Annotated in this window: 20 protein-coding genes; 19 read left to right on the forward strand and 1 reads right to left on the reverse strand. The window is 32.2% G+C overall.

Annotation, left to right across the window (positions count from 1 at the left end; all coding sequences use genetic code 11):
• The 15 genes from B5E75_RS09180 to B5E75_RS09255 form a co-directional block, all read left to right on the forward strand.
• A partial coding sequence (locus tag B5E75_RS09180; RefSeq protein WP_087358589.1) for a DUF4351 domain-containing protein occupies positions 1–417 on the forward strand: 417 nt, incomplete at its 5' end.
• Between the two features lie 611 nt (positions 418–1028).
• Positions 1029–2231 carry a threonine ammonia-lyase gene (gene ilvA, locus B5E75_RS09185; RefSeq protein ID WP_087358591.1) on the forward strand — a complete coding sequence of 401 codons (1203 nt, stop codon included), beginning with the start codon at positions 1029–1031 and terminating at the stop codon, positions 2229–2231.
• Positions 2232–2461: 230 nt separating this feature from the next.
• Positions 2462–5680, forward strand: coding sequence for a carbamoyl-phosphate synthase large subunit (gene carB / locus B5E75_RS09190; protein ID WP_087358593.1), 3219 nt, complete (start codon positions 2462–2464; stop codon positions 5678–5680).
• 146 nt (positions 5681–5826) lie between these two features.
• Positions 5827–6105 carry a hypothetical protein gene (locus B5E75_RS09195; protein WP_087358595.1) on the forward strand — a complete coding sequence of 93 codons (279 nt, stop codon included), beginning with the start codon at positions 5827–5829 and terminating at the stop codon, positions 6103–6105.
• 397 nt (positions 6106–6502) lie between these two features.
• Positions 6503–6715, forward strand: coding sequence for a nucleic acid-binding protein (locus B5E75_RS09205; RefSeq protein WP_087358599.1), 213 nt, complete (start codon positions 6503–6505; stop codon positions 6713–6715).
• 51 nt (positions 6716–6766) lie between these two features.
• Positions 6767–7246, forward strand: coding sequence for a hypothetical protein (locus B5E75_RS09210; protein ID WP_162607669.1), 480 nt, complete (start codon positions 6767–6769; stop codon positions 7244–7246).
• A 156-nt stretch (positions 7247–7402) separates the two neighbouring features.
• Positions 7403–8020, forward strand: coding sequence for a nucleotidyltransferase family protein (locus B5E75_RS09215; protein ID WP_087358601.1), 618 nt, complete (start codon positions 7403–7405; stop codon positions 8018–8020).
• Positions 7992–8213 (forward strand): DUF6718 family protein, encoded by a 222-nt coding sequence (locus B5E75_RS09220; protein WP_087358603.1) that lies wholly within the window; start codon positions 7992–7994, stop codon positions 8211–8213. Before B5E75_RS09215 ends, B5E75_RS09220 begins: the two co-directional genes overlap by 29 nt.
• A 161-nt stretch (positions 8214–8374) precedes the next feature.
• Positions 8375–8566 (forward strand): hypothetical protein, encoded by a 192-nt coding sequence (locus B5E75_RS09225; protein ID WP_087297377.1) that lies wholly within the window; start codon positions 8375–8377, stop codon positions 8564–8566.
• 41 nt (positions 8567–8607) lie between these two features.
• Positions 8608–9423, forward strand: a complete 816-nt coding sequence (locus B5E75_RS09230; RefSeq protein ID WP_087358605.1) for an AAA family ATPase — start codon at positions 8608–8610, stop codon at positions 9421–9423.
• A gap of 65 nt (positions 9424–9488) precedes the next feature.
• Positions 9489–9971 carry a GNAT family N-acetyltransferase gene (locus B5E75_RS09235; RefSeq protein WP_087297378.1) on the forward strand — a complete coding sequence of 161 codons (483 nt, stop codon included), beginning with the start codon at positions 9489–9491 and terminating at the stop codon, positions 9969–9971.
• A 190-nt stretch (positions 9972–10161) separates the two neighbouring features.
• A complete protein-coding gene (locus B5E75_RS09240; RefSeq protein WP_087297379.1) occupies positions 10162–10773 on the forward strand; it encodes a hypothetical protein in 612 nt (203 codons plus the stop codon).
• A gap of 465 nt (positions 10774–11238) precedes the next feature.
• The gene (locus tag B5E75_RS09245) at positions 11239–12492 is read left to right on the forward strand and encodes an ATP-binding protein (protein ID WP_087358607.1); all 1254 of its coding nucleotides are present in this window, start codon (positions 11239–11241) and stop codon (positions 12490–12492) included.
• Positions 12493–12582: 90 nt separating this feature from the next.
• On the forward strand, positions 12583–12957 hold the full coding sequence (locus B5E75_RS09250) for a hypothetical protein (RefSeq protein WP_087358609.1): 375 nt from the start codon (positions 12583–12585) through the stop codon (positions 12955–12957).
• A 50-nt stretch (positions 12958–13007) separates the two neighbouring features.
• The gene (locus tag B5E75_RS09255) at positions 13008–13592 is read left to right on the forward strand and encodes a hypothetical protein (RefSeq protein WP_087358611.1); all 585 of its coding nucleotides are present in this window, start codon (positions 13008–13010) and stop codon (positions 13590–13592) included.
• A 26-nt stretch (positions 13593–13618) separates the two neighbouring features.
• Here the strand turns inward: B5E75_RS09255 and purF are convergent, their stop codons facing one another.
• On the reverse strand, positions 13619–15019 hold the full coding sequence (gene purF, locus B5E75_RS09260) for an amidophosphoribosyltransferase (protein ID WP_087358613.1): 1401 nt from the start codon (positions 15017–15019) through the stop codon (positions 13619–13621).
• Between the two features lie 255 nt (positions 15020–15274).
• Here purF and B5E75_RS09265 point away from each other — a divergent pair, with 255 nt between their 5' ends.
• Genes B5E75_RS09265 through B5E75_RS09280 form a run of 4 tightly spaced genes read left to right on the forward strand, consistent with a single transcriptional unit; the run spans position 15275 to position 24936 of the window.
• On the forward strand, positions 15275–17368 hold the full coding sequence (locus tag B5E75_RS09265; RefSeq protein WP_087358615.1) for a glutamine synthetase III family protein: 2094 nt from the start codon (positions 15275–15277) through the stop codon (positions 17366–17368).
• 26 nt (positions 17369–17394) lie between these two features.
• The gene (gene asnB, locus B5E75_RS09270; protein WP_087358617.1) at positions 17395–18975 is read left to right on the forward strand and encodes an asparagine synthase B; all 1581 of its coding nucleotides are present in this window, start codon (positions 17395–17397) and stop codon (positions 18973–18975) included.
• Positions 18976–18988: 13 nt separating this feature from the next.
• Positions 18989–23470, forward strand: coding sequence for a glutamate synthase large subunit (gene gltB, locus B5E75_RS09275; RefSeq protein WP_206413975.1), 4482 nt, complete (start codon positions 18989–18991; stop codon positions 23468–23470).
• 11 nt (positions 23471–23481) lie between these two features.
• On the forward strand, positions 23482–24936 hold the full coding sequence (locus B5E75_RS09280) for a glutamate synthase subunit beta (protein WP_087358621.1): 1455 nt from the start codon (positions 23482–23484) through the stop codon (positions 24934–24936).
• Positions 24937–24939: the final 3 nt, after the last annotated feature.

Below are 24939 nucleotides of genomic sequence, written 5' to 3' on the forward strand. Positions count from 1 at the left end.
ATGAAGGAGATGGATGAAAACCTGCTGAAAAATGAAGACAATAAAAAGGTCATCAGTGGATTAAAGACAATATGGAGAAAAGATGAAGAAGGATTAAAGAAGATGATCATTACAAAAGCTGTAGCAAGAGTATTGGCAACATTGACAGGGAGAGAAGATATACTGGAAAAAATGAAAGGAGTTGAAGGAATAGTGGAGATGTATTCATTCTGGAAAGATGCAGAAAAGTCAGGTATAGAAAAAGGAAAACAACAAGGAAAGTTAAGTGTTGTTTTGAAGCTTTTAGAAAAACTATTAGGAAAATTGAAACCAGATTTAGAGATGAAGATAGTTAATAGTAAAGAAGAAACACTTGATAGTATTATTATCCATATATTTGAAATACATAACGAAGAAGATGTATTAAAATGGTTATAAAAAGAAAAAATCATAAGAATGATATAAAGATGTAGTTAAAAATGGCAATGATTATTATTTATGATATTCATTGTCATTTTTGATATCAAAATGCTTTACGCTTATATTGTAGTCCCTTTCCAAATGTTGATGATATGAATGGAACATTGATTCAATATTGGAATCAACTTATGAAAAAAGACTTTATTTATATTTTAGAAAATCTCACCATGAAATGATATTTGGATAAAACTAATCAAACGATTTTTTAGTTATGTGGAATAAAATATGATGAATATTTATTTGAGGAAATATGTGATTATAAAGAATTGAAATATCTTTTTGAATGTCATCATTATTTGAAAAGATCTATTCATTGACATGGACATCAATTTAATGATAAGAGTTATCATTTTAAAATAAGAGAAGAAGGCATTTATAGATATGATGTTGGTGTGGATGCTCATAAATACAGATGAGTAAATGTTGATGAGATTATTGATTTTTTAAACAAATAAATTTGTATTTAACCAAAACATATCCATTGTATTTATGAATAGGAAAAAAATAAGTTCAAATAAATAATGGGTTGTGTTATAATGATGAAAATGTAAAAAGAAGGGAGATTTGATATGTTAGATTTAAAGCATTTTCAAGAAGCTAAAAAGAGAGTTGATGAAGTGATTATTCCTACTCCCTTAATATATAGTGAAGCTTTTTCAAAAGAATGTAAGAATCAAGTTTATATTAAGCCAGAAAATTTGCAGAGAACTGGTGCTTTTAAAATTAGAGGGGCATACAATAAGATTATGAAAATGGATGATGAATCTAAGTCAAAAGGTTTAATAGCATCTTCAGCAGGAAATCATGCACAAGGTGTTGCGTATGCAGCTTCCAAGCTAGGTGTTAAAGCTGTGATTGTGATGCCTAAACATACACCACTTATTAAAGTAGAAGCAACCGAAGCACATGGCGCTGAAGTTGTTTTGGCAGGAGAAGTTTATGATGAAGCTTATCAAAAAGCATGTGATTTACAAAAAGAGTATGGTTATACATTCGTTCATCCTTTTAATGATGAAGATGTCATTGAAGGACAAGGAACTATAGCGTTAGAAATATTGGATGAGTTACCAGATACTGACATTATTTTAGTACCAATTGGTGGTGGTGGATTGATTTCAGGTATTGCCTGTGCAGCGAAACAGATTAAACCAACGATTAAAATTATAGGTGTTGAACCAGAAGGAGCAGCAAGTGCTTTAGCGGCTATTAATGAAGATCAGGTTGTGGCTTTAAAAGAAGCCAATACAATTGCTGATGGGACAGCTGTTAAAGAAATTGGCGATATGACTTTTGATTATATTAAAGAATATGTTGATGGTATCATTACTGTTTCAGATTATGAATTGATGGATGCGTTCTTATTGCTTGTTGAAAAGCATAAACTGGTAGCTGAAAATTCAGGTATTTTATCATTAGCTGCTTTAAAGAAATTGAATGAAAAAAATAAAAAAGTGGTATCATTAATTAGTGGTGGAAATATTGATGTTTTAACAATTTCGTCTATGATTAATAAAGGGTTAATCGCAAGAGGACGTATTTTTACATTTACTGTTCAATTATTAGATAAACCTGGTGAATTGGAATATGTTTCTCATGTATTGTCACAGTGTAATGCAAATGTTATAGGAGTGGAACATAATCAGTTTAAAAACTTTGCTCGTTTCTCTGAAGTAGAATTGCGTGTGACTTGTGAAACGAATGGAGAAAAGCATATACAAAGAATTATAGATACTTTTGCAAAAGAGGGATATGAAATCACAAGAATTAATTGATAATATATTATTTTGTTGAATATTATTTATCATTTTCTTGAATGTAGAAATACAAAAATATATACTTATTAAAGATAAGGAAAGGAATGAGAAAAATGAGAGATTTTGGTTTCAAAACAACGAATCAAATAGCTGTTTCTCCAAAGTCTTGTTTTTCTTATTTTTTATATTTATTATAGGACATATCATTTGATTTGATATGTCTTTTTTATGGATAAGGAGGAAAAGATATGCCAAAAAGAGAAGATGTAAACACAGTATTAGTTATTGGTTCAGGACCTATTATTATTGGTCAGGCTTGTGAATTTGATTATTCAGGAACACAGGCTTGTAAAGCATTAAGAAATTTAGGATACAAGATTGTCTTAGTCAATTCTAATCCAGCGACAATCATGACAGATCCAGAAACTGCTGATGTGACTTATATTGAACCATTGAATTTAAAAAGATTAACACAAATCATTGAAAAAGAAAGACCAGATGCCTTATTGCCTAACTTAGGTGGACAATCAGCATTAAATTTATGTGCTGAATTACATAATGCTGGTGTCTTAAATAAATACAATGTTAAAGTTTTAGGTGTTCAAGTAGATGCCATTGAACGTGGGGAAGATCGTTTAGAGTTTAAAAAAGCCATGAATGAGCTTGGTATTGATATGGCAAGAAGTGAAATTGCGAATACAGTTGATGAAGCTCTCGCAATTGCAGACAAATTAGGATACCCTGTTGTTGTAAGACCTGCTTATACAATGGGTGGTGCCGGAGGAGGACTTGTTTATAATGTTGAAGAATTAAAAACAGTCGTTTCTCGTGGTTTACAGGCCAGTCTTGTTCATGAATGCTTGATTGAAGAATCTATTCTTGGATGGGAAGAATTAGAAGTAGAAGTTGTCAGAGATGCTAAAAACAATATGATTACTGTATGTTTCATTGAAAACATTGATCCATTAGGTGTTCATACTGGAGATTCTTTCTGTAGTGCGCCAATGTTGACAATTTCTCAAGATGTTCAAGATCGTTTAAAAGATCAGGCTTTTAGAATTGTTGAATCTATTGGTGTTATTGGGGGAACAAATGTACAGTTTGCTCACGATCCTGAAACTGATAGAATTGTTGTTATTGAAATTAACCCAAGAACATCACGTTCTAGTGCATTAGCTTCAAAAGCAACAGGTTTCCCTATTGCCCTTGTTTCAGCTATGTTAGCTGCTGGTTTAACTTTAGATGAAATTCCATGTGGAAAATATGGAACTTTAGATAAATATGTACCAGATGGTGACTATGTTGTTATTAAATTTGCAAGATGGGCTTTTGAAAAATTCAAAGGTGCACAGGATAAATTAGGAACACAGATGAAAGCTGTTGGAGAAGTGATGAGTATTGGTAAGAATTATAAAGAAGCTTTCCAAAAAGCCATTCGTTCTCTTGAAATTGGTCAATATGGTTTAGGATATGCTAAAAATTTCAATGAATTAACAAAAGAACAGTTATTAGAAAAATTAACAGTTCCTACAAGTCAAAGACAATTCATCATGTATGAAGCTTTAAGAAAAGGAGCAACTGTTGAAGAATTATATGAATTAACAAGTATTAAACATTATTTTATTGAACAGATGAAAGAATTAGTTGATGAAGAAGAAATGTTAAAATCATATGCAGGGAAAGAGTTGCCAGTAGATGTTTTAAGACAAGCAAAACAAGATGGTTTCTCAGATAAATATTTAAGTCAGATTTTAAATGTTTCTGAAGATAGTATCAGAAATGAAAGAATTGAAAATGGTATTACTCAAGCTTGGGAACCAGTTCATGTCAGTGGTACAAAAGATAGTGCCTATTACTATTCTACATATAATGCTCAAGATCATAGTGATATTCATCATGATAAGAAAAAGATTATGATTTTAGGTGGAGGACCAAACAGAATCGGTCAAGGTATTGAATTTGATTATTGCTGTGTTCATGCTTCATTGGCTTTAAAGAAATTGGGATTTGAAACAATTATTGTCAACTGTAATCCAGAAACAGTCTCTACTGATTATGATACTTCTGATAAACTTTATTTTGAACCATTAACATTAGAAGATGTTTTAAGTATTCATGATAAAGAAAAACCAGTGGGTGTGATTGCTCAATTTGGAGGACAAACACCATTGAACTTAGCTTCTCAGTTAAAAGCCAATGGTGTACATATCTTAGGAACAACACCTGAAACAATTGATATGGCAGAAGATAGAGATTTATTCAATGAAATGATGGAAAAATTAAATATTCCTATGCCAGAATCAGGAATGGCTGTCAATGTTGAAGAAGCTTTAGAAATCGCTAAAAGAATTGGTTATCCATTAATGGTAAGACCTTCTTATGTCTTAGGTGGACGTGGAATGGAAGTTGTTTATGATGATGACAGCTTAAAACAATATATGGCTGCGGCTGTTGGTGTGACACCAGATCGTCCAATCTTAATTGACAGATTCTTAAATAATGCAATGGAATGTGAAGCAGATGCTATTAGTGATGGAACAAATGTTTTCGTTCCAGCTGTTATGGAACATATCGAATTAGCTGGTATTCACTCTGGAGATTCAGCATGTATCTTACCTTCTAAACATATTCCAATGAGACATTTAGAAACAATCAAAGAATATACAAAGAAAATCGCGAAAGAAATGAATGTTCGTGGACTTATGAACATGCAATATGCGATTGCTGATGATAAAGTTTATGTTCTTGAGGCCAACCCAAGAGCTTCACGTACAGTACCTTTAGTATCAAAAGTATGTAATGTTAATATGGTGAAGATTGCAACTGATATTGTGACAATGGAATTAACTGGTAGAGAATCACCAGTACCAAAATTAACTGAAAAGAAAATTCCACATGTTGGTGTTAAACAAGCTGTATTCCCATTCAATATGTTCCCAGAAGTTGACCCAATCTTAGGACCAGAAATGAGATCAACAGGAGAAGTGTTAGGATTAGGAAGTTCATTTGGAGCAGCTATCTATAAAGCTGAAGAAGCGACACAAACAATCTTACCAACTGAAGGAAAAATATTGATCAGTGTTAACGATATGGACAAACCACAAGTTGTTGAACTTGCTAAAGGATACTATGATGCAGGATTTACAATTGTAGCGACTGGAAATACATATGCTTTAATTCAAGAAGCAGGTGTACCAGTTGAAAAAATTAAGAAATTAAATGAAGGACGTCCAAACATTACAGATGCCCTTACAAATGGTGAACTTGCTATGGTGATCAATACACCTCATGGTAAGCAAAGTGCTCATGATGATAGTTATATCAGAAAAACAGCAATTAAGATGAGAATTCCATATATGACAAACATTGCTGCAGCGAAAGCTGCACTAGAAGGAATTATGGAAATGAAGATTCATGGTAGTCATGCAGTGAAATCCTTACAAGAATATCATAGTGAAATTCAATAAAATCAATAAGAGAATGGAGTCAATCTATTCTCTTTTTTTTGGTTAAAAATAGTTGAATAGAAGGATATCGTTGTTGTGGATAATAGTTACTGGTATAATAAATATACAGGAAGTAAGAAAATTGGAATTTGGAAGGAGCGTTGAATATGGATTTCCCTTTTTATGATGCACCTAATACAGCCACGATAATCTGTTGCCATATTATAGATGATGGCAAACCTATTTTATATGTATCTCATGATGAAGATGACGGAATGTGGCAATTTTTGTGTGGTTCAACACATGATACAGACGAAGCAAGACTGGTATCTCTAAAAGAAGCGTTCGATTTAGACAATTCTGTTGGTGTTCTTAAAGATATGCCATGTGGTTACTACGCGGAAAGAAAAACGCAAAATGATAATTGGCTTGTGAAGAAACGATAAATCCTAGTTTGATAATTTAGGAGGGAAAGCATGAAAAAAGCATTATGATAATAGGAATCTCAACACTCGTGGTATATAACGCAATTCCAATTATAAATTTGATTTTTCCGGAAAGTATAACATATACATTTTTAACAGATTTATGGATAGTTAATAATTTATGGGCTCTTATTGTTCCGATTTTCTTTTGTATGAAATATGGATTTAAAATATATATTCCTTTCTTTGTAGCAGGATTATTTTTTCTTACAATGTATATGTTTTATAATGACTCAGTCATGATATACATCATTAGTTATTTTATATTATCGTTCTTTGGTAGTCTTATAGGTGGTCATATAAACAAAAGAAAGAATATAAATCCTAGTTTATAATATTGAAATTTGGAGGTATAGGCATGAGAGAGTGTATAAGATGTAACATAGAAATGGTTGAAGACTTGGATGTTAAGGTTGAAGGAGGAGCATATGGAGTTAAGGTTACACAACAAGGAATTTTCAAAGAAAACTTAGGTAAACTTAAATGTGCAGTTTGTCCAGAGTGTGGTTATACTGAAACTTATGTCCAAGACACTTCTAAAATAAAAAAATTAGTTTTGAATAATAAATAAAAGTAATTTAAATTAGAATTTGAAAGCGAGTTGATTTTAATGTTAATTCTAATGTTACTAATGGAAGGTATAGTATTATGTTTTATACTTTTAATGTTTTGTGTTATTGGTATAGCAAATGGTCCTGAAAAATTTACTGTATTTTACGAAAAGAATGTTCAAGAAAAAGCGATAAAATTAGGATATACTACTCAAAAAGAAATAAAGAAACAAACCATTATATCAATTATAGTTTTATACTTACCTTGTTTTATTCTAGTGCCATTAATGGTTTGCTATATAAATGATGCAAAAGAGTTTGGAAATATTTTTATTCAAAGTTTATTTATAATGTATATAATGGGGCTATTTGATAGATTTTTTGTTGACTGGTATTGGGTAGAACATACAAAAGCGTGGGATATACCCAATACAGAAGAATTAAAACCTTATATTCCTACAAAAATGAAAATAGTCAAATGGCTGGGAACCATAGTTGGATTTGCAATAATTGCTTTAATTATTGCTTTAATAATGAGTAAGATGGTTTGAAAATTGGAATTTGTTTACATATTTATAATTCAATATTAAGTCATTTTATTCTCGAATAGAAGAAATAATAGTTTTATAACATTTATACCAATTTGATGAAAAAGACGTTAAAGTATGAGAAAAGGAAATATACTAAATAATAGAGGTGATGTTTCAATGTATATCTTAGATAAGGTTGGATTAAATATAAGCATCTTGGATTCATTATCCTACAAATCCAGTTTAACAGTTAGTATGAAGCGAACACTACGACATTTTGACAAAAGAGATGTTTTAGAAGATATTCGAAATGCTAGACAATGGTATAATAAGCAAAGTATATTATATAAATTACCTATTGACTTACGTATAAAAAGTATGGGATCAGCTTCTATTAAATTTGATAGGCATCCTGACTCAACATTTTCTAGTGTATTTAATGATATTTTAGGATTTAGATCAATTTGTTCAAATTATGAAGAAGTTCTTTCGCTTGAAACAGAAGATAAAATAAGAGTTGTTGATATGTCTAAGGGTAAAACTCGTGATGATGGGTATAGAGGAGTCCATGTTTATTATCAAAAAGACAATTTTCATTACCCCATAGAGATACAGTTCAACACCTACTATGATAGACAATTTAATGACTGGATGCATGATAAATTTTATAAAAGAGGATATTCTGATCAAGTAGGTATTATCTTGCGAAAACTATACGAAGGTGGTAAAATAAAATCACTAAAAGAATTTGAGGAGGTGTTAGCAAATGTGTTATCTCATTGCGAAGAGATTTAAGAAATCAGGATGTGTAGCATTACAAACTGAAGCAGGAGAAGAAATGGCTCAATTTGCTGATGCTTTACAAGAAAAATTAGGATATGATATTCAAATAATAACTATTAGTAGACCAACTGCATATGGAGAATATGAACCATATCATTTTGTTAATAGTTATGATGAATTCAGTAAACAAGCAAGTCAATTGTAGAAAATTGAACATTATTATTTTAAGGTTTTTCTTTGTAATAACAACAAGGAATGCCTTTTTTATTCTTTTTAGAAGTTATAATAATCCTTGAGAATTATCTTATATAGAAGTAGAATCTAATAAAGATACTGTTAAATCCTAATTTATGGAGGTGTTTCATTATGGATAAACGTAAAAAAATAAAAGTAATTACAACAATAATTTGCCTGTTATTAAGTATATTTGCTTTATATACTTTTATTTTTATTGCAGAAGTTTCTAAAGGATGGAGAATTGTCTTAATTATAATAGCGATATTTTGGATAATTTCAGGAATATCTAACTTATTAGAATATTTTGGAAAACAAAAATGATAAAAAACCTAATTTAGAAAAGAAAGGGTGATTCTTTATTCATGATATATTTAAGAAGTTTTCAATTGAGTGATTCACAAATATCTAATCCTCATATCTATCCTTATAATGTTTTTAGAGATAAAGATATAGAGCCTTTTGTATTTTCTCCAATAACAGTCTTTTATGGCAATAATGGTTCTGGAAAATCAACATTACTTAATATTATTGCTAATAAATTAAGTATGAGAGGTCAAGAAAATGCTACGAGTAATTTATATGGTACAAAAAATTACTACGATGCATTCTGTTTTGAATGTTCTTATTGTCTAGGTGAAGATGAACTTGGTCATAAGATTAAATGTCTGCCAGTGAATAGTCGCTATATCAAAAGCGAAGATATTTTATATGAGGTGAAGAAAATTCAACAGAAACAAGTGTTATCAGATGGAATGTTGTATGATTATGTAAAAAAGGGAATGACAAAGGAAGAAGCAAGACAATATTTGGAATCAAAAGAAGGTTCTAGACAGATGGAATATATCATGTTTGCTCAAGAAAAATATTCTAATGGTGAAACATCTATGCAGTACTTCGATGACTTTTTGCAACCGGATGCATTATATTTATTAGATGAACCAGAAGTATCTCTTTCTCCTGCTAATCAAGTCACATTAGCAAAAGAAATTAATAATATGGCAAGATGGTTTCAGTGTCAATTTATTATCGCAACACATTCACCTTTTATGTTAGGAACTCTGGATGCGAAAATATATAATCTTGATTCAAAAGAATATGCCATTATGAAATGGAGTGATTTAGAAAATGTGAGATATTTTTACAATTTTTTTAAAGAACATGAAAAAGAATTTGAATAAATCTTTTTCTATACGAAATATTGATTTCTAAGTTGATAAATAGTAATTTAAGGAGAAGTGATATTGTGATTAGAATTGAAAAAATAAATGCGAAAAATATATGGGATATACTAAAGCTACATGTGAGTAAGGAACAAGAATCGTTTGTTGCACCTAATGATTTGAGTATCATAGAAGCATATATATCGATAACAGGAAATGGACACGCTTTTCCATTTGGTATTTTTGAAGATGAAATTCCTGTTGGTTTCTTGATGATAGGTTATGATGTAGATGAATCTTTTGATAATCCACCACAGATAGCTTATGGTAACTATAGTATCTGGCGATTGATGATTGATGAAAAATATCAAGGCAATGGATATGGAAAAGAAGCCATTCGTTTAGCTTTAGAGTTTATTAGGACATTTCCGTGTGGTAAGGCAGAATATTGCTATTTATCTTATGAACCTGAAAATATAAATGCAAAAAGACTTTATTCAAAATTTGACTTTATAGAGAATGGTGAAATGGATGGCGAAGAAATAGTTGCAGTTTTAAAATTATGATAATAAGTAAGACTTGAGAATGAGGTACATGATTGATTTCAATTCTGGTTTTAAATGGTTTATTAGCATTTCAAATCCTAAGTTTTTCATGAAATAGTATTTCGCATTAATATTTTCATAAGATTTGTTTATTTTGAATGTTATTATCAACATTGGTATAATGATAATAGATAAAGAAAGGATGAGTCTTATGAAAAAAGTTCTATTATTTGTTGTATGTGTTTTTGTGTTGATTGGGTGTACAAGTTCAAAGAAATCAAACAATAATAATGCTGAAAATGAATCTACAACATCAGGTGTAATCAATTATATTTCTGAAACAGCTTTAACTCAAAGTGTTGTTGGTGATACAGAAGATGATTATCCTGTCTATGAATATGAATTAAGTCAGCCTTTGAAATCTGCAAGTATTTGTGTATATGAAAAAGAAAATGAATGGGAAAAACAGATAATATCTTACGAAGATGATATATATTCTCATGGACAAATAGCTATTGTTTTAGGTGATGAAACATACGATATTTATTTGATCCATTCAGAAACTGAAAATAATATAATCAAATATAATTTTTCTCAACATTATTTAGAATCATTAAATAGCAATAAAGTCATGTTTGCAAATACATTAGATAATAAAAAAATCGAAGCAAATGAAGAAATTGTCCTTTTTACAGTACTTGGAAAAAAAGATAATCCAATTGATCCACCTAACCCTGAAAATTTTACTAAAGAAAATTGTGATTATGGTATTGAAGTAACTATTACTTTTCATGACACAAAACAAGCACCAAGAAGTGAATAATAATCAATAAAAAGTATATATAATTTTTAAAGGTTATTTCAGATAACACTTTAAGAGAAAAACTTATTGAAGAACTTATAGGAGTTCTTCTTTGTTATAATATAACTACAGATTCTGTTGTTATTATTTCATTTTTTAGCCTTACCTAATGAAAAGATAAACATAAGCATGAAAATATAAATTTAATCTTTATATAAGTAACATGTATTAATGGTTCTATCTCAATAAAGAGATAGTATTGTTTTGAAAGATATTATTGATGGCGTAGAAAAAAGGATTTAAGGAAAAGAATTATTGAAAGAGTTTAATAATGAATGTTATGGTCATACTTTTTAATAGTTATTTTTATCGTTGCATATGATTTGGAACGATTTTTTCTTTCGTTGCGATAAAAATGCAACGATAATATTTTTCGTTGCAAAACGAATGGAACGATAATATAATATATTCAAGGAGGAGACCGTTATGAAAGAATCTAAAAATTTAGAGTGTAAAGAAACAATACAATCCAACACATTTCTCAAGACAGTCAGTGCTTTCGCAAACTATGGAACAGGAAGAATTGTTTTTGGAATTGATGATGATGGTCAAGTCAAAGGAATAAAAAATACAATAGATGATTGTTTAAGTATTGAAAACAAGATGAATGATAATATGAATCCTGTGCCAGTATATGATTTGAATATTAATGATGATTCAACAATTACTCTTACTGTTTATGAAAGTGACTTCAAACCTTATTTATATAAAGGAAAAGCATATAAAAGACACGATACATCAACTATTGAAGTAGATAGACTAGAATTGAACAGACTGATATTAGAAGGAAATCATCAATCATATGAAGAACTTGTTGCTCGAAAACAGGATTTAACGTTTCAATGTTTAGAAAAAGCTTTGAAAGATAAATTGGCTATACAAAAAGTCAATGATGATATTTTGAAAACATTAGATTTATATACAAAAAATCATCAATATAATAATGCAGCAGCATTACTTGCTGATCAAAATGATTATAAAGGTGTCGATATGATAAGGTTTGGTCAAGATATTGATGAAATTATGGATAGAGTCACTTTAGAAAATAAGTCTATCTTGTTGTTATTGGAAGAAAGCGTTGAAATGTATAAAAAATATTATCAATATGAAAAAATTGACGGAACTTCTAGAAAGATTGTCACACGTATTCCAGAAAATGCCTTTCGTGAAGCTATAGCCAACGCTATTATTCATCGCTTCTGGGATATTGATGCATTTATAATGGTTAGTATGTTTGATGATAGAATTGAGATAAGATCTCCAGGAGGACTCCCTTCAGGAATGAGTGAATCAGAATATCTTGATGGACAGATTTCAATGCTTAGAAATCCAATTATAGGTAATGTTTTCTATAGACTGAGATATATAGAAATGTTTGGTACAGGAATCAAAAGAATCAATAAATCCTATAACAATTCTTTAACGAAACCACAATTCAAAGTCTATGAGAACTCTATAACAATCATATTACCAACTGTATTAGATGTTACTAATTTAACAAGTGAAGAACAACAGATTATACAGATTTTTCATGGGAATTTAAAACTATCAAGAGCAGAAATAGAAAAACAAAGTCATTATAATAAGGCAAAGCTTATTAGAATACTGAATTCATTATCTGATAAAAATATTATTTATAAGTCGGGGAAAGGGAGAGCTGTTAAATATCATTTACGTTAGAACAATGGATACACAGGAATTTTATAACTTTATGTTACATTTACAATAAGAAAGATGTGTTTATCTTTCTTATTGATAGGAGGAATAACGATGTTTGTTTTGACGTCAACAGATATATGGTTTCTAATGGCATGTTCATTTCTTATGCTTAAAAGAGTTTTTTCACAAAGTTATCAAAAATATAGCCGTTGGCATATGTTAAAATATTCTAAAGGCTTATACATTATGCTAACTCTATTCATTCCAGCAGTTTTATTTTATTCATATTATTCATTTTCAAAATCGGAAATTAATGATTGGAAATTAATTCTTATATATCTATTGTTTGTAGGAATAGATGTCTATGAATTCTATCATCAGCAATTCATAACGGAACGTTTTTCATGGTTATCAATCAAACAAGAAAATGTTAAATTAAAAATCTTAGGTGTTTTACTTGTAATAAGTATTTTGGCGTTTTTATAGCGATACAAATTGTCTTATAAAATAGATTATTATATAAGGGGATGATAAGAATGACAAAAATAGTGAAAATGATAGGTATTTTGCTGATTATAGGTTTAGGTATCTATGTTATTGTTTATTTGATCATTCAATCACTCTTTATTGATGTCAACAAGATACATAATTTCCAAAATATAAAAGATTTTGAGAAATATTCTCATTTGTCATTTTATGACCTTTATGATTTTGATGCTTTTATCAATACAGGTGAATATAAGCTTTTAAGTGTACATGAAAATTATTTTATTCATTTTGAAGATTATGAACCTTATGAGTATATTTTTACATTAGATTCCAAAACTACAGAATATACTATTCATCAACAAACGAGTTATCCACAGTCTATTATTGGAAAAGAAGAAATGATTGTTGTTGATGATGCTCAAGTGATTGTGAATATGAATACTGATACAAATGAATGTTATTTTACAGTTTATTTGGATGATTGTTATTATCGTATAAGATATACAATGCTCAATCATATCTCACAGGATGAAATCATATCGAAAATAAAAGATTATGTTCATTTTAATAATGAATTGCATAAAGAGAAGCTTGGTGAAGCTTCTCTTTTGAAACATTATAAAATAGTATGACTTTAAATAGTTATTAAAAAGATGTTTTAATCATCTTGAAAATCATTATCATAAAGAGGTGTGACATATTGCTTATTAAAACATGCCATACATAAATCACAGGTATGTTCTTTTTTAAAATGAATAGATTTTTTCAGTCCTTCTTCACTGATAAAGGCTAGTGAATCTGCACCGATGTATTCGCAAAGCTCCTGAGTTGTCATCTTGTGAGAAATCAGTTCATCAAGAGTAGACGTGTCTACACCATAGAAACAAGGATATTTGATTGCAGGTGAAGCAATTCTGACATGAACTTCAATAGCTCCTGCTTCTTTAAGTAATTTAATAATACGTCTAGAAGTTGTACCTCGTACAATAGAGTCGTCAATCATGATGACTCTTTTTTGATTGACAATAGAAGAAACCGCAGAAAGTTTCATGCGTACACCTTGATCTCTTAATTCTTGCGTAGGCTGAATGAATGTTCTTCCAACATATTTGTTTTTAGTCAGTCCCATTTCATAAGGGATGTGCGAAGCTTCTGAATATCCAATGGCAGCGGAAATAGAAGAATCAGGCACCCCAATCACGATATCAGCATCTACTGGACTTTCTAAATAAAGTTGTTTTCCAGCATTTTTACGTGTTGTATGAACATTGATACCATCAAGGATACTGTCGGGACGAGAAAAATATACATATTCCATAGCACAGATCTTATCATGTATAGGCTGTTTTGTATAAAGACGAGATAACAATTGATTGCCTTTGACTCTGACTATTTCTCCTGGCTCGACATCTCTTAAGAATTTAGCACCTACAATATCTAATGCACATGTTTCTGATGCAAAGACATATGCTCCATTAGGGAGCTGTCCAATAGCTAGTGGTCTTAATCCATAACGATCTCTGACAGCATACAGACGATCTTCTAGAAGAATGAGAAAAGCAAAAGCTCCATCCAACTGTTCTAATGCCATACAAATACGATCAATCATATGACCTTTGGCACGTTTAATAAGATGTCCTAAGATTTCTGTATCTGATGAAGATGAGAAGATACTCCCTTGTTCTTCCAGTTTTTCTTTGAGTACATTCGCATTCACAATATTTCCATTATGACAAATTCCCATGTCACCAGCCATGGTTCTAAAAAGCAATGGCTGTACATTCATAATACCGCCACCACCAGCAGTTGAATAACGCACATGACCAATAGCGTGAATACCATTCATCTGATTAATTTTTTCACTGTTAAAAACTTCTGTGACCAATCCTTCTCCTTTATGAATAGAAAGTTTATGATCATTTGCAACTAAAATACCAGCACCTTCCTGTCCACGATGTTGCAGAGCATGTAAACCATAATAACAAAGTTTGGCAGCACTTGGGTGTTGAAAAACACCAAATACACCACATTCTTCATGTAATTCTTTTAAATCATCCATTTATATTCTCCTTATTCATAAAAGAATAGGAGATATATATTGAGATTTGTTGTATAAGATGTTACACAAAAATATGTACTTTGGGATTCAATATCTCCTATTCGTGAATATTATAGCGAAAGAATTGTGTTTTTTCAATAGAATATAATAATAATTTATTAAAATGATAAAAAATCATTGACAAAAATGATTCGCTGTATCATAATGCAAGATAAGTAAACGAGAAATAAGCGTTTATAAGAAGGAGTGATAGATATGGAGAAAAAGATAACTGATATTTTTGGAACATTAGTATTTGATGAAGATGTTATGGAAGAAAGACTAGCGAAAGATACTTTCAGAGAACTTCAAAAAACAATGAAAGAGGGGAAATCTTTAAATATCAAGATTGCAAATGCTGTCGCTAATGCGATGAAAGATTGGGCAGTAGAACATGGAGCTACTCATTATACACACTGGTTTCAGCCAATGACAGGGGTCACTGCTGAAAAGCATGATGGTTTTATTGGAACAAATCAAAATGGAAAAGTCATTTTAGAGTTTTCTGGTAAGGAATTAATTAAAGGAGAACCGGATGCATCATCTTTTCCTAATGGAGGATTACGTGCCACATTTGAAGCACGTGGTTATACAGCATGGGATCCAACATCTTATGCATTTATTAAAAATGGTGTATTGTGTATTCCAACAGCTTTCTGTTCTTATTCTGGACATGCATTAGATAAAAAGACACCATTATTAAGAAGTATGCAGGCTATCAACAAACAGGCATTACGTATCTTAAAATTATTTGGTAACGAAAATGTTAAGAATGTCAAAACAACAGTGGGACCTGAACAGGAATATTTCTTAGTTGATAAAAAATATTATGAACAAAGAAAAGACTTGATTTATACAGGACGTACTTTATTTGGTGCACCATCTCCAAAAGGACAGGAAATGGAAGATCATTATTTTGGAACGATCAAGAGTAGAGTTCAAGAATTTATGAATGATTTAAATGAAGAATTATGGAAATTAGGTGTCTTAGTGAAAACTGAACACAATGAAGTTGCACCAGCTCAACATGAGTTAGCACCTATTTTCTCTACTACCAATATTGCGACTGATCATAACCAATTAACAATGGAATTGATTCAAAGAATTGCGAAAAAACATGGTTTGGTAGCTTTATTACATGAAAAGCCATTTGATGGTATCAATGGAAGTGGAAAGCATAATAACTGGTCATTATCAACAGATACAGGTGTGAATTTATTAGAACCTGGAGATACACCACATGAAAATGCTCAATTCTTATTATTCTTATGCGCTGTGATTAAAGCGGCTGATGAACATCAGGATTTGTTGAGATTATCTGTTGCGACTGCAGGTAACGATCATCGTTTGGGAGCTAACGAAGCACCGCCAGCTATTATTTCTGTTTTCTTAGGTGATGAATTAGCTGAAATCTTAAAAGCTATTGAAGAAGATCGACCATATGATTCTAAGGAAAAAGAAGTCATGAAGATTGGGGCTCATGTCTTACCTAAATTTCCTAAAGATACAACAGATCGTAACCGTACTTCACCATTTGCTTTTACAGGTAATAAATTTGAATTCCGTATGCCAGGATCAAGTTCATCTATTGCAGGATGTAATATTGTTTTAAATACAGTGATTGCAGATGAATTAAAAGAATTTGCGGATATTCTAGAAAAAGCACCAGATTTTTCTTCAGCATTACATGCATTGATTCAAGGAACAATCAAAGAACATAAACGTATTATTTTCAATGGGAATGGTTATGATGATTCATGGGTAGAGGAAGCCAAGAAACGTGGACTATTAAACTTACGTACAACACCTGATGCTTTACCATATTTTATTAAAGATGAAAATATTGATTTATTTAAGAGACATAAAGTCTTTGATGAAGAAGAAGTGCATTCTCGTTATGAAATTATGATGGAAGAATATGTCAAGATTTTGCATATTGAAGCTTTAACAATGGTCAATATGGCTCAAAAAGAAATCTTACCAGCTGTTAGTCAATATTCATATGACTTAGCACAAACTTGTGCAATGAAAACAGAAGTTGCCAAGTTAGAAAATGTTTATGAAAAAGAAACTTTAAAAGATGTTTCAGCATTATTAGATAAAGCTTTCAAAGCAACAAAACATTTAGACAAAGTCTTAAAAGAAGCTGAAGCGATTGAAGACTTTGAAAAGGCAGCTTTCTATTATCGAGATGAAGTCATTCCAGCTATGAGTGCTTTACGTACACCATGTGATGAATTGGAAACATTAACTGCCGAAAATGTATGGCCATTCCCAACATATGGCAAACTGTTATTTGGTATTTTATAAAATTATATAAGAGAGGGGTTATGACAATGTGTTCGATTATGGCGTATTGCGACAGCAATGTAGAAAAAGAGATTTTTTTAAAAGGTTTTGAAAGAACACATACCAGGGGACCTGATGCTATGCGTATTATTGATACAGGTAAAGGGCTATTGGGATTTCAACGTTTATCCATCATGGGATTAAATGAGTATGGTATGCAACCATTTCAAAGAGGGAAGCATTATGTTGTCTGTAACGGTGAAATCTATGGTTTTAGACCAATGAAAGAAGAATTGATGAAGCAGGGCTTTGACTTTCAAGGGGAGAGTGATTGTGAAATCCTGCTTCCTCTTTATCAAAAAATGGGTGTAGACATGTTTAAAGAATTAGATGGAGAATTTGCATTGATTCTTTTTGATGGTGATACAAAAGAATTTATTGCTGCTAGAGATCCGATTGGGATTCGCCCATTATTTTATGGTTATGACCAAAATCAGCACATTGTCTTTGCTTCAGAAGCCAAAAATTTAGTTGGCATCTGTGATAAGATTGTACCTTTTCCACCAGGACATTATTATCAAAATGGGGAGTTTGTTTGTTATAGAGATATGAGTCTGGTGGAAAACTATCATCATGATCATCTTGAAACAATTTATACAAAAATTCATGATTTATTAGTCAAAGGTATTGAAAAAAGACTGGATGCTGATGCTCCATTAGGTTTCCTGCTAAGTGGAGGTTTAGATTCTTCACTTGTATGTGCTGTATCATCACGCTTATTAAAGAAGCCGATTCGTACTTTTGCGATTGGCATGGAAAGTGATGCGATTGATTTAAAATACGCTAAAGAAGTGGCTGATTTTATTGGCAGTGAACATACTGAAGTGATTATCACCAAAGATGATGTGCTTCATGCGATAGAACCCGTTATTGCAGCATTAGGAACGTATGATATTACAACGATTCGTGCATCGATTGGAATGTATCTTGTCTGTCAGTATATTCATCAACATACAGATATTAGAGTTTTATTAACAGGTGAGATTTCAGATGAATTATTTGGTTACAAATATACTGATTTTGCACCGAATGCTAAAGAATTTCAAAAGGAAGCTGAAAAACGTATTCGAGAAATTTATATGTATGATGTCTTACGTGCTGATCGCTGTATCAGTGTCCATTCATTAGAGGCACGTGTGCCTTTTGGTGATTTGGCTTTTGTGGATTATGTCATGCATATTGATCCAAAATTAAAAATGAATACATATGGAAAAGGAAAGTATTTATTGCGTAAAGCATTTGATAAAGGATATTTACCTCAAGATATTTTGATGCGTGAAAAAGCTGCTTTTTCAGATGCTGTAGGACATTCATTAAGTGATGAAATCAAAGCCTATGCTAATGATTATTATAGTGATCAGGAATTTGAAGAAAAAAGAAAGCATTATGATTTTGCGACACCTTTTACAAAAGAATCATTATTATATCGTGAAATCTTTGAAAAATATTATCCACATCAGGCACATATGATTAAAGGATTCTGGATGCCTAATCCTCATTGGGAAGGCTGTCAGGTTGATGATCCATCGGCCAGATTCTTAAAAAATTATGGGGATAGTGGAAAGTAGAGAGGATGATTGGATGAAAGAATATAATCAGGGATTACATAATGTCAAAGAACATGATGCCTGTGGTATTGGAGCTGTTGTGCATATTGATGGAAGACAGGATTACCAGGTTGTCGATCAGGCATTAACTATTGTAGAAAAACTGGAACATCGTGCTGGAAAAGATGCCAGTGGAAAGGTAGGAGATGGTGTGGGAATCTTATTACAGATTTCACATCGTTTCTTTAGTAAAATTGCCAGACAGCTTCACATAGCTTTACCTCAACCTTATGATTATGCGGTGGGAATGTTTTTTTTACCCCAAGATACACTGACAAGACAAAAAGCTATGAAAACGTTAGAGCGTATTGTCTTGAAACATCAGGCGACATTTTTGGGATGGCGTCAAGTTCCATGTCATGAAGATATTTTAGGACAAAAAGCCAAAGATTGTATGCCTTATATCATGCAATGCTTTATTGAAAAGCCTAAAACTTGTCAACAAAGAATGGACTTTGAAAGAGTTTTATATGTGATACGACGTGAATTTGAAAAATCTTCACCACAGACATATGTTGTTTCTTTATCTTCATCAACCATTGTTTACAAAGGTATGTTTCTTGTTCATCAGTTAAGACAGTTCTATGATGACTTGCAGGATCATGATTATCATAGTGCCATTGCTTTAGTACATTCACGTTTCTCTACGAATACCAATCCAAGTTGGCAAAGGGCTCATCCTAATCGTATGATTGCCCATAATGGAGAAATTAATACGATTCGTGGCAATGCGAATCGTATGTTGGCTAGAGAAGAAACACTCCATTCTCCTTATTTTCAAAAAGATATGGCCAAAATCTATCCGATTGTAGATGTTCGAGGTTCAGATTCAGCGATGTTAGATAATACTTTAGAATTCTTATATATGAATGGTATGCCATTAGCTAAAGCTATGATGCTATTGATTCCAGAACCATGGAAACATACAGCTATGTCACAAGAGAAAAAGGATTTTTATCATTATTATGCGACAATGATGGAGCCATGGGATGGACCAGCAGCGATTTTATTTTCTGATGGTATTTTCATGGGTGCAACCTTAGATAGAAATGGGTTAAGGCCATCACGTTATTATATTTTAGATGATCAGACATTGATTTTATCATCAGAAGTTGGTGTTTTGGATATTGATGAAAGTCATATTGTCAAAAAATCACGTCTTCAGCCAGGAAAGATGTTATTGGTTGATACACAAAAACAACAATTAATTGAAGATGATATCTGTAAAATGAGTTATGCGAAAGAACATCCTTATGGAGAATGGCTAGATTATTATTTATTACATTTAAAAGACTTACCAGCACCAGATAAGAAATCACATATTCATAGTCAAAGTGATCGTGATATCTTATATAAGATTTTTAGTTATACATATGAAGATGTCAAAGATATGATTTTACCTATGGCTAAAAATGGAATTGAACCAACTGCATCAATGGGAACTGATATTCCTCTTGCAATGTTGAGTCAAAAACATCCCACATTATTCCATTATTTTAAACAACAGTTTGCTCAAGTGACCAATCCACCTATTGATTCTTTAAGAGAAGAAGTCGTTGTAGATACAACGGTATATTTAGGATCTAATGGAAACTTATTACAGGATCAATCTGATAATTGTCAGGTCTTAGAAATCAATAATCCAATCTTAGATAGTCGTGATATGGATAAACTGAAACAGTTAAATCGTAATGGTTTCCATAGTCAGGTTATTTCTTTATTGTATTATAAAGGTATTTCCTTAACAGAGGCTTTGAATCAATTATTCCTTGATTGTGATAAGGCTTATCGTCAAGGAGTCAATATCTTAATTCTTTCTGATAAAGGTGTAGATGATAACCATCTGGTTATTCCTTCATTGTTAGCTGTATCAGCTGTCGAAAGTCATCTGGTTAAAACAAAAAAGAAAACAGCCATGTCCATTGTTTTAGAAAGTGGGGAACCACGAGATGTTCATCAGTTTGCCTGTCTGTTAGGTTTTGGAGCGACAGCTATTTATCCTTATTTAGCTCATGAATGCATTATCGAAATGATACAGCTGAATATGTTAGATAAGGAAGAAAATAAAGCCATTGAAGATTATAATCATGCGGTTTTAAAAGGAATTGTGAAGATTGCAGCGAAAATGGGTATTTCTACATTGCAATCTTATCAGTCTGCACAAATCTTTGAAGTCGTTGGTTTAAAAGAAGATGTTATGGACAGTTATTTCCCAAACACTGTTTATCGTGTGGGTGAAAAAGGTTTAACTGATATCGAAGATGATATCCATTATTATCATGATCATGCTTTTGATCCATTAGGATTAAAGACAGATACATCATTAAAAAGCTTAGGTTTTCATAAATTCAGACGTGGACCACAAAGTGAAGTGCATATGTACAGTCCTGAAACCATTGTTTTACTTCAAAGAGCCACACAAACAAATGATTATCAGTTATTTAAAGAATATTCTCATCAGTTAGAAAGTCAGCCATTTGCTGTACGTCATTTATTAGAATTTGATATGACACAACGACAAGCTATACCTCTTGAAGAAGTTGAAAGTGTTGATAATATTGTCAAACGTTTTAAAACGGGAGCGATGTCTTATGGTTCTATTTCTAAGGAAGCACATGAATGCTTAGCGATTGCGATGAATCGTTTAGGAGGAAAATCAAATTCTGGAGAAGGTGGAGAAAATCCAGAAAGATTATACACAGAAGCCAATAGTGCCATTAAACAGGTGGCGAGTGGTCGTTTTGGTGTCACAAGTGAATATCTGGTGAGTGCTAAAGAAATTCAAATTAAAATGGCTCAAGGTGCCAAGCCAGGTGAAGGAGGACATTTACCAGGACAGAAAGTTTATCCTTGGATTGCTAAAACACGTTATTCAACACCGGGAGTCACTTTGATTTCACCACCACCACATCATGATATTTACTCTATTGAAGATTTAGCACAATTAATTTATGACTTAAAAAATGCGAATCGTGATGCCCGTATTTCTGTGAAACTTGTTTCAGAATCAGGCGTTGGAACGATTGCTTCAGGTGTTGCGAAAGCGGGAGCACAAGTTATTTTGATTTCAGGTTATGATGGAGGAACAGGTGCAGCCCCACAAAGTTCCATTCATTATGCCGGATTACCTTGGGAATTAGGACTTGCAGAAGCCCATCAGAGTCTGATTGAAAATGATTTAAGAACTCGTGTTGTTTTAGAAACAGATGGAAAATTAATGACGGGTAGAGATGTTGCTGTAGCTGCATTATTAGGGGCAGAAGAATTTGGCTTTGCAACAGCACCATTAGTGACAATGGGTTGTGTGATGATGCGTGTCTGCAATCTTGATACTTGTCCAGCAGGTATTGCAACCCAAAATAAGGAGCTAAGAAAACGTTTTGCAGGAAAACCAGAATATGTTATGAATTTTATGAAATTTATTGCTCAAGAATTGCGTGAAATTATGGCACAGCTAGGCTTCCATAGTGTTGATGAAATGGTAGGACATATGGAAGTATTGAAAGTGAAACCAGAATATCAGAAATTAAAATCATTCTTTGACAAAAAGAATCTTCATGTTCATTTTCAAAAAGAAGATACTTTCGATTTCCATTTGGAAGACAGTCAGGATTTGAAAGTCTTGTTGCCAAAATTTTTATCTGATCTAGATAGTCATCAACCTCATCAGGAAACAATACATATATCTAGTTTAGATCGTAGTTTAGGAACATTGCTGGGAAGTGAAATCACCAAACGTTTTCAAAATCATCTGCAAGATGATACTTATCAAATCCATTGTCTTGGTGGGGCAGGACAATCATTTGGAGCCTTTATACCAAAAGGTTTAACAATGCGTGTTGAAGGTGATGCCAATGATTATTTTGGAAAAGGTTTATCAGGTGGAAAACTGATTATTCATCCTTCTTCAAATGCTCAGTTTGTGGCTCAAGATAATGTGATTATCGGTAATGTAGCTCTCTATGGCGCAACATCAGGAGAAGCTTATATTGCTGGACGTGCAGGTGAACGTTTCGCTGTGCGTAATTCAGGAGCAATTGCTGTAGTTGAAGGCTGTGGGGATCATGGACTAGAATATATGACAGGTGGAAAAGTTGTTGTCTTAGGCAAAACAGGAAAGAACTTTGCGGCAGGAATGAGCGGAGGGATCGCTTATGTCTTAGATAAAAATCATGATTTATATTTACGCTTAAATAAAGAATTAGTGACAATGCAGGAAGTGAAACAACATAAAGATATTGAAGAATTAAAAACATTACTGCAAAAACATGTGGATTATACAGGTTCACTACTGGCTAAAGATATATTAGAAAACTATGAAGCATGGCTACCTCATTTTAAAAAGATTGTGCCTGTCAATTATGCACATATGTTAGAAAATATAGAAAAATTTGAAAAACAAGGCTATGCACATGATGAAGCTACACTCAAGGCTTTTAAGGAAGTTCATCAATAGGAGGGTTATATATGGGAAAAGCAACAGGATTTTTAGAGTTTGATAGAGAAGATAATTTCACTCAATCACCAGAAACAAGAATTGCTGGTTTTCAGGAATTTCATATTCCTCTTGTGGATGAAAAACGTCGTCAGCAGGGAGCACGTTGTATGAATTGTGGTGTCCCATTTTGTCAATCAGCCATTGAAATCAATCATATGGTCACAGGTTGTCCTTTACATAATCTGATTCCAGAATGGAACGATGAAATCTATCATCATAATGATGAACGTGCCCTTTCACGTCTGTTAAAAACCAATCCTTTTCCAGAATTTACCGGACGTGTCTGTCCTGCGTTATGTGAAAAAGCGTGTGTATGTGGTATTCATGATGATCCAGTCACAATCAAAGATAATGAATTGTTTATTATTGAAAAAGCTTATCAGAATCAATCCATGAAAGCTGAAAAATCATCTGTATGTTCATTTAAAAAAGTTGCGATTGTAGGAAGTGGTCCAGCAGGATTGACGGTGGCTTATAAGTTGAATCAACGTGGACACCAAGTGAGTGTTTTTGAAAAAGATGATCGTTTAGGAGGATTATTGATGTATGGTATTCCTCAAATGAAACTGGAAAAACAAATTATTGAACGTCGTATTCAATTGATGAAAGAAGAAGGTATCCAGTTCTATACAAATGTTCATGTTGGAAAAGATTTGACAAAAGAAGATTTGTTGCAGGATTATGATGCGATTGTGTTATGTTGTGGAGCTAAAAAAGCTCGTGATTTAAATGTATCAGGTAGAGAAGCCAAAGGCATTTATTTTGCAGTAGATTTTTTGAAAAGTGTAACACAGGATTTATTAAATCAAAGTCCTTCACGCATTGATGCAAAAGGAAAACATGTGGTTGTTGTAGGGGGTGGAGATACTGGCAATGACTGTGTAGGTACATGCATTCGTCAAGGATGTGCATCAGTGACACAACTGGAAATGCTGCCTTGTCCACCTCGTGAAAACACACGTCCATGGCCAATGTGGCCAAATGGCTTAAAAACTGACTATGGACAAGAAGAAAGTCTGGCTGTCTTTCAACAGGATCCACGTGTTTATGAAACGACTATTAAAGAATGTATTGAAGAAGATGGTCAACTCAAAGCTGTCAAAACGATTCAGGGGAGAATGGTTGATGGGCAATGGGTTGAAAAAGAAGATAGTGAAAAAATCATACAGGCAGATTTATTGTTGATTGCAACAGGATTTGTAGGGATTGAAGATGATATTAAAGAACAGTTTGACTTATCTGTTAATCAACGTCAAGTCGTTATGACCATGCCAAAGAGTTATGCGACAAAAGAAGAAAAGATTTTCGTTGCGGGGGATATGCATCGAGGTCAATCTCTCATTGTCTGGGCCATTGCTGAAGGTAATGAATGTGCCAAAGAAGTGGATCAATACTTAATGGGATATAGTTATATGAATGAATAGAGT

It is taken from the genome of Massiliimicrobium timonense (assembly GCF_002160865.1).
Lineage (GTDB): Bacteria > Bacillota_I > Bacilli_A > Erysipelotrichales > Coprobacillaceae > Allocoprobacillus.